Origin of the sequence: Methyloceanibacter marginalis, assembly GCF_001723295.1 — a bacterium.
Lineage (GTDB): Bacteria > Pseudomonadota > Alphaproteobacteria > Rhizobiales > Methyloligellaceae > Methyloceanibacter > Methyloceanibacter marginalis.
Map to the genome: position 1 here is coordinate 1 of NZ_LPWD01000345.1, position 6298 is coordinate 6298.

The window sequence follows — 6298 nt, forward strand, 5'->3', positions numbered from 1 at the left end:
CCGCTGGCGCTGCAGCCAGCGCTCATGCCGTTGCCGGTCGCGCTCCACCGCGGCGCTCTGGGCGCGCAGCCAGCGGTGGTGGTCGGTCAGATCCTCGTTGGCGCTGGAGAGAAAGGCTCCGGACTTGGCAGCCGTATCCTTGGCGGCGGCAACAGTCGCCTCGAACGCCGCAGTCTCTTTGGACTCGGCGTCGTCTTCCCGGGTGGACCAGGCACGCTTCTTACGCATTGGACTGGCCATGCCAAAAGGCTCCGCAAAAGACCCGATCGAGATCGAGCCTCGTAATCACCGCAAGACTCACTCGGTACGCAAGGGGAGCACATGTGCCGGCGCCCGTGCGAAGCTCCCTCCCCCCGATCCCGGAGCTTCCACCGCAAGACGAGCTGCCAGACATCATATCGCCTCGGCCCGGCGAGCCGCGGGCGCCGTCCCCGGCTGCGCCCCATAAGGGGGACAAGGCAAGTATCTCGGCTGTCAGCTCTCCGCTGCTTCTAGCTTAGCGGTCAAAGCGATGGCGGCCAACGGCCAAACCCGGGGGATACGACTTTTCTATGAAGGTGTGGCGGCGGGGTAGACGTCTCTAAAGGTCGTCCAAACCACCCAAAACCCGATCGAAATCGCGGGCCTTCTGGTACTCGATGTCGCCCTGCCGGGCTCTCTGGGCGGCCAAGTCTTGACGGCACGCGTCATACTCGGCGCTCCCGGGCTCTCCCTTGGCGCTGCGGCACTTGGCGTCGTCCTCGGCCTCGGTGGCCGCCTGTTTGGCCACCCGCTCGGCTTGAAGGTCTTCGCGAGAGGCGCAGGCGAAAAGGCCAAGCCATAGAGGCAGCAAGGCAACCACGATCAAGACTTGTCTAGTCATCGCGGGTTGCTTGGGCCCGAATGATGGCGCGGTGATGGTAGCAAGACCTGGCTCGGAGAAGACTCCGCCTTGAGACTGCCCGTATGTCTGACTATCTCTCACCTCAGCCCTTAAAACGCCAGCAGCCGACAGGTCTCCGTGACAAACACTCTCCGCCTCTTCTCTAGCGCCTGTGTCTTGGCGTTCTCCTCACCCTTGCCGCACCGCACGCTGCGCTGGCCGAGGCGAACGAGGCGGCCAAGACCGCTCAATCGGAAAACGAGAGCCAGGAAGTCCGCCTGCGGCTGCCGCCAACGGCGATCACCCATCATACGCTGGAGATGGACGGCGAGACGATCCCCTACAGCGCCGTGGCCGGTGCCATCGAGCCCCGCGACGACGATGGCAAGCCGACGGCCGAGATCTTCTACGTCGCCTACGCCAGGGAGCCTGAGGACGCCAGCCGGCCCGTCACCTTCGTCTTCAACGGTGGCCCCGGCGCCGCCTCCACCTATCTGCATCTCGGCACGATCGGTCCGAGAATCGTGGAGCCACCGACACCGGCGAGTTGATCGGACCGCCGCCGCGCCTCATTGCCAACGACGCGAGTTGGCTCGACTTGACGGATCTGGTGTTCGTCGATCCTGTCGGCACGGGCTATAGCCGCGCCACCGGTAGCAAGGAAGACAAGGATTTTTGGGGCGTCGAGCAGGATACGGATTCGCTCGCCGAGTTTATCCGCCTCTATCTGACCGAGAACGGCCGCATGGGCTCGCCGGTCTTCATCGCCGGCGAAAGCTATGGCGCCTTCCGGGCCGCGACCATCACGCGCAAGCTTCAAAAGACTGGAGGCGTCTCACCGAGCGGGCTGGTTCTTGTGTCGCCGGCGCTCGAATTCGCGCTGCTGCATGGCGAAGACTACGACCCCATGCCCTGGGCGCTGGCCCTTCCCTCCTACGCCGCGGTCAAGCTCGAGAGCGAAGGCGTCACCACGCGCGAAGGGCTGGCCGAAGCTTTGAAAGAGGCCGAGCGCTACGCCATGACCGACTATCTCGTGGCGCTGGCCGCAGGCGCGGAGGAAGGCGGTGAGGCGGCGAGTACGCGTGTCGCGGAACTGACCGGGCTTCCGCTAAAAGATGTCGAGCAGCGCCTTGCCCGCATCACGCCCTCTTTCTTCATCAAGGAATTCGACCGCGCCGGCGGTCAGGTCTTGAGCCGCTACGACGGCAGCGTCAGCGGGCCCGACCCGCATCCCTCGAGCGCCTGGCCGCGCGGACCCGATCCCGTGCTCGACGCCACCGTGCCGCTCTGGACCGCCGCCTTCGTGCAATATGCGCGAGAGGAGCTCGGCTTCAAAACCGACGAGCCTTTCGAGCTGCTGAACCGCCAGGTCAGCGGCAAATGGGACTACGGTACGAGCCCGACCAGACAAGGCTATGCCGGCGTGCTCGACGACATCCAGGAGGCGCGCGCGGCCAATCGCGCGCTTGAGGTGATGATCGCCACCGGCTACACCGACCTCATCACGCCCTATATGGCGCCGACTTATCTGGTGAAGCAGCTTCCGCCGCTCAACGGCGCAAGCCCGATCACCATCCAGGATTATGCGGGTGGACACATGCTCTATCTGCGGCCCGACTCCCGGCGCGCGCTCAAGCAAGACGTGGAGACGATGTACCGGCGGGCTCTGTTCTCCGCCCCATCGCAGGGCTGACGTCTAGCTGCCGGCGGACCGCACAGGCCAGTACCGCCAAAGCACGGGGATCGCGCTCACCAGCAAGATCCCGAGCAGGACGATGACAAGCTCGGTAGGCCCGAGCTTCACAAGTTGATGGCCGATGGCCACAAGCAGCACCGTGTAGGGCAGCAGCGCGCCGAATGTCGCGAGCAAGAAGCGCCACGTGGCGATGCGCGTCACCCCCGCCACATAGCTGAGCGCGTCGAGATTGATGCCGGGAATGAGCCGGCAATAGAACACCGCCAACATCAGCCGCCTCTGCGAGGTCTTCTCATCCAAGAGCCAGCCGCCGAACTTGGTCTTCGCGAGTGCATCCATCCAGCCGCGGCGCTCCACGAAATCCCGGCCAAGATACCGGCCGATCAGAAAAGCCGTGAGCGCGCCGAGTAGCGCGCCGATCAGCACATAGATGCTGCCCAAGACGATGCCCTGCGTCGCACCGGCCGCAAGCAGCACAGGCGAGCTCGGCACCACGCCGAACAAGGCCGCGAGAAAGCGCAGGCTGATAATCCCGATCGGCCCCCAGATCCCCAGCCCCGGCAGATCCCGCTCAACGTCGAAGCCGGCGATCTCCAGGCTTCAGCGCTTCCCGAAACGAGAGACACAGCCAAATAGATCGCAAGCGTTGCCAAGACGCGCGTCATGACATTTCCGCCATTTCCGCTGCGACGCGGTCCGCCGCCGCCAGAGATGCATTTCCTGTCTCCGCCCATTCCCGCGCAGCTTCCGCAAGCGCCCGGTACAGCCGCTGTTGCGGCCGCGACAACACGAGCAGTTCGGGATGCCATTGCACGCCGAAAAGAAAATCCGCACCCGTCGTCTCGACCGCCTGCACGACGCCGACCTCGTCCCGGCCGACAACACGCAAGCCCGTTCCGAGCCTGTCGATAGATTGGTGGTGCAGCGCGTTTACCCGGCAGGGATTGCACCGCAACAGCCGCGCCAGATGACTGCCGTCCTCCAGCGTCACGGACTTCCGCGGCAAGACCGTCCGCATCTTCGAGGCATTCTCGTAGACTTCGTGTATCTCGGTATGCAGCGTGCCGCCCAGATGCACATTGAGGATTTGCGCCCCGCGGCAAATGCCGAGCACCGGCATGCGCTCGGCGATCGCCTTTTCCAGCAAGGCCAGCTCAAGGGCGTCGCGGGCCGGATCGATGCGCACGTCCGGCACCGGCGTACCGCCGTAAAGCTCCGCCCCGATGTCGTCGCCGCCCCCGATGATCAGGCCAGACAACCCCTTGAGCGTTACCGTGTCGCCGGCCACAAACCGGACGGCCTTCGCGCCCGCGCGCCACAAGGCGAGACGATTCATCAGGAAGCTCCGCCAGCCCCCACGCTGCGAGACCGTGACGCCGATGCGCGGTTTCATGCGACCTCGAGACCTTCGGTCCGCACCGCCCAATCTTCCCGGCCGCCCTCGTGCGCAAGATAGGCGCGGCAGGTCGCGGCCAGTCGCGCAGCGTCGGCGGCGAGCCGCTCGACCGCGACCCAGCGGTTCCACTCCTTTGCCAAGCTCCAATCGGGATCGCCGAGCCGCATATCGGGAAGGCGGTAGTGAAACGTGGGCCGCGGGTTGATCTTCTCGTCGGGAAGCTTCGATCGAACCCGATCCTCGTTCAGAAAGGCAAGCAGCGGCAGCATATCGAGGTCGCGATTGCGGGTGGGATTCAGTCTCACATAGTCGTCGATCAAAGCCGACTCATCCGGCCAATAGCTCTCACCTGCGAGAAGCCGCACATACTCATCGGAAAAGGGTTCCGCGAAATTCAACAGCCGTCGCGTCGTATCCGGATCGATTGCGCGCCAGAGCCACGGGCTGGCCATGGCATAGGCCTTCACGATGGCGGTGATGGTCCGCGCATCGAGACTTGGCGTTTCCGGATTGAGGTGCAGACCAAAGGCAAAGAACGGGCTGCCCGGTGCCACTCGCGCCCGCATTCCGCAGCTCATCCATCAGGCGCTCGATCTCGGGCAGTTGATGGAGCGCGACAGGCGGCGCTTCGATCTCGAACGGCACGACGAGGCTTGCCGCCGCGCCGAACAAATTGCCGAGCTCGGCTTTCACCTCATCGAGAAAGCCGCCCGCGTTTTCATCGTAGCCGGCAAAGCGTGTATCGAGCCTCACGGTGAAGTCGCCAAGCGCTGTCCCCTCCACGTCGAAGGCATTGGGATTGTGCTTGAGCAGAGTGCCGCCGAACACCTTCTGGACGAGAAGCGAGGCGGGCTCGGCGCCAAGACCGCCAAACTCGATCTCCACGCCGACGCTTCTTTCCTCGTCGTCGGCGTTCGTAAGACTTGGCGGCAACTCGAATCGGTCTTGCTGGGGCATGGCGGGGCAGATAGATCACACGTGTTACTGGGGAACGACACTGCGCCCGCAAGGTTCCGTTGCGCGTGATCGGACACGGCCAATCGGCTAGACTCCCGATTCTCGACAGCCTCCGACGACCACCTCTGACGTAAGGGATCGCGATGCCAACTCGACGTTTCGCGCTGTTTGCCTGACGCTGATGCTGCTCTGCGCTCCGGCCCTCGCCGAGGAGATCGCGGAGACGGAAGACGCGCCCCAAGAGCCGCAATGGCGGGAGTCCATTTTCCCGAGCGCGGCTTCGTGGCCTCCTTCCCCGGCATCACCGAGAAGCCGAAGCCGGTAAGCACGCCGGTCTCCGGTCAGAACCCGCTGCTGCAGCACGACTACCAAGTGAAGGCCGACAAGGACACGGTCTATAGCGTCGTGGTGTTCGAATATCCGGAAGGCCGCGCGCGAGCCCGCCCAAGCCCGACTATTTCACCAAGGTGGTCGAAGCTTACGCCAAGGGCAGCGGCACACAGGTGCGCAACAAGGTCCCAAAATTGATCGACCAGCGGCCCGGTTACGAAGCGATCGCCGAGGATGGCCGCGGCAACGTCAATCACCTCATCACCCTCGTCGCCAACGGCGACCGCATATACATGGTCATCTCCGCAGGCCCGAAGGGACATGCCAAGAGCGAGGATGCCGTGCGCTTCCGCGACAGCTTCCGCCTGCTCGGCGGTCCGCCGCCTTCGCAGTCAGCCGACTCCTCGTCCGAATAGCGGCGCTCCGCTAGGCCGAGCGCGCGCGCAGCGCCTCCACGAAGCGCTGCACGTCCTTGGACGGCGCGTGGGTGAACAGGGTGACGACGACGGTCACCACGAACCCCACCGGCACCGCGAACACGCCCGCCAAAGCGCCGTGCACGCCGAGCCAATTGGCGATGGGACGCGCGGATGCCTCCCACTTCGCCAGCACGGCGGCCTCCGCCGCCGCGTCGCCCGCCAAGTAGTAGTCGTACCGCAAGCCCTCGTACGTGGCGATTTGTGCCGCCGTCGCATCGGACAGAAAGCTGGACGACTCGTAGAAGAGGAACGGAATGATGTGCGGCGCGATCATGTAATAGAGGCACACCACGAGCCCCGCGACCATGCCGGCCAATGCCGCGTCGCTTGTGGCGCGCTTCCACCACACACCGAGGACCAGCGCGGGCAGGAATGCGCTGGCCGCGAGCGAGAAGGCCGCGGGCGCGGCCATCATGGTCTCGTCCGGCGCGGCCAAGGCGGCCCACCCCGCAAGCCCTGCGACCGCGATGATCGCGAGACGGGCCACGAACAGCTGGCGGCTGACCGGCGCCGCCGGGTACAGGCCCTTGTAGAAGACGTCGTAGGACAGCGCGTTGCCAATCGAGAGCGCCAGCGCG

Annotated in this window: 11 protein-coding genes; 4 read left to right on the top strand and 7 right to left on the bottom strand. The window is 65.0% G+C overall.

The genetic code is table 11. The features are described 5' to 3' along the window. Window positions 1-228: hypothetical protein (locus tag AUC71_RS12325; RefSeq protein ID WP_141701662.1), on the bottom strand; the 228-nt coding region annotated here is incomplete at its 3' end. A gap of 352 nt (window positions 229-580) precedes the next feature. After that, entirely contained in the window at window positions 581-862 is a 282-nt protein-coding gene (locus AUC71_RS12330; protein WP_069624502.1) for a hypothetical protein, read from the bottom strand. Window positions 863-1182: 320 nt separating this feature from the next. On the opposite strand from AUC71_RS12330, the gene AUC71_RS18795 reads away from it, so the two are divergent. Both AUC71_RS18795 and AUC71_RS12335 read left to right on the top strand, forming a co-directional pair. Further along, window positions 1183-1413, top strand: coding sequence for a hypothetical protein (locus tag AUC71_RS18795; protein WP_141701663.1), 231 nt, complete (start codon window positions 1183-1185; stop codon window positions 1411-1413). Further along, window positions 1410-2555: a S10 family serine carboxypeptidase-like protein gene (locus AUC71_RS12335; RefSeq protein WP_141701664.1), complete on the top strand. Its 1146-nt coding sequence runs from the start codon at window positions 1410-1412 to the stop codon at window positions 2553-2555. Before AUC71_RS18795 ends, AUC71_RS12335 begins: the two co-directional genes overlap by 4 nt. Window positions 2556-2558: 3 nt before the next feature. Here AUC71_RS12335 and AUC71_RS12340 read toward each other — a convergent pair whose 3' ends face one another. The 4 genes from AUC71_RS12340 to AUC71_RS22010 form a co-directional block, all read right to left on the bottom strand. Beyond that, window positions 2559-3050, bottom strand: a complete 492-nt coding sequence (locus AUC71_RS12340) for a TVP38/TMEM64 family protein (RefSeq protein ID WP_158007829.1) — start codon at window positions 3048-3050, stop codon at window positions 2559-2561. 169 nt (window positions 3051-3219) lie between these two features. Then, the gene (locus AUC71_RS12345) at window positions 3220-3951 is read right to left on the bottom strand and encodes a gamma-glutamyl-gamma-aminobutyrate hydrolase family protein (RefSeq protein WP_069624504.1); all 732 of its coding nucleotides are present in this window, start codon (window positions 3949-3951) and stop codon (window positions 3220-3222) included. Next, window positions 3948-4433 carry an amidoligase family protein gene (locus AUC71_RS22005; protein WP_483127810.1) on the bottom strand — a complete coding sequence of 162 codons (486 nt, stop codon included), beginning with the start codon at window positions 4431-4433 and terminating at the stop codon, window positions 3948-3950. The genes AUC71_RS12345 and AUC71_RS22005 overlap by 4 nt, the downstream gene beginning before the upstream one ends. After that, window positions 4324-4911 carry an amidoligase family protein gene (locus tag AUC71_RS22010; protein ID WP_069624506.1) on the bottom strand — a complete coding sequence of 196 codons (588 nt, stop codon included), beginning with the start codon at window positions 4909-4911 and terminating at the stop codon, window positions 4324-4326. Before AUC71_RS22010 ends, AUC71_RS22005 begins: the two co-directional genes overlap by 110 nt. Window positions 4912-5160: 249 nt before the next feature. Here AUC71_RS22010 and AUC71_RS18800 point away from each other — a divergent pair, with 249 nt between their 5' ends. Together AUC71_RS18800 and AUC71_RS12360 are read left to right on the top strand one after the other, a co-directional pair. Further along, window positions 5161-5439 (top strand): hypothetical protein, encoded by a 279-nt coding sequence (locus AUC71_RS18800; RefSeq protein WP_141701665.1) that lies wholly within the window; start codon window positions 5161-5163, stop codon window positions 5437-5439. Next, the gene (locus AUC71_RS12360; RefSeq protein WP_141701666.1) at window positions 5415-5657 is read left to right on the top strand and encodes a hypothetical protein; all 243 of its coding nucleotides are present in this window, start codon (window positions 5415-5417) and stop codon (window positions 5655-5657) included. Before AUC71_RS18800 ends, AUC71_RS12360 begins: the two co-directional genes overlap by 25 nt. 10 nt (window positions 5658-5667) lie before the next feature. Here AUC71_RS12360 and AUC71_RS12365 read toward each other — a convergent pair. Next, on the bottom strand, window positions 5668-6298 hold a 631-nt coding region (locus tag AUC71_RS12365), incomplete at its 5' end, for a sodium:solute symporter family transporter (protein WP_425283388.1).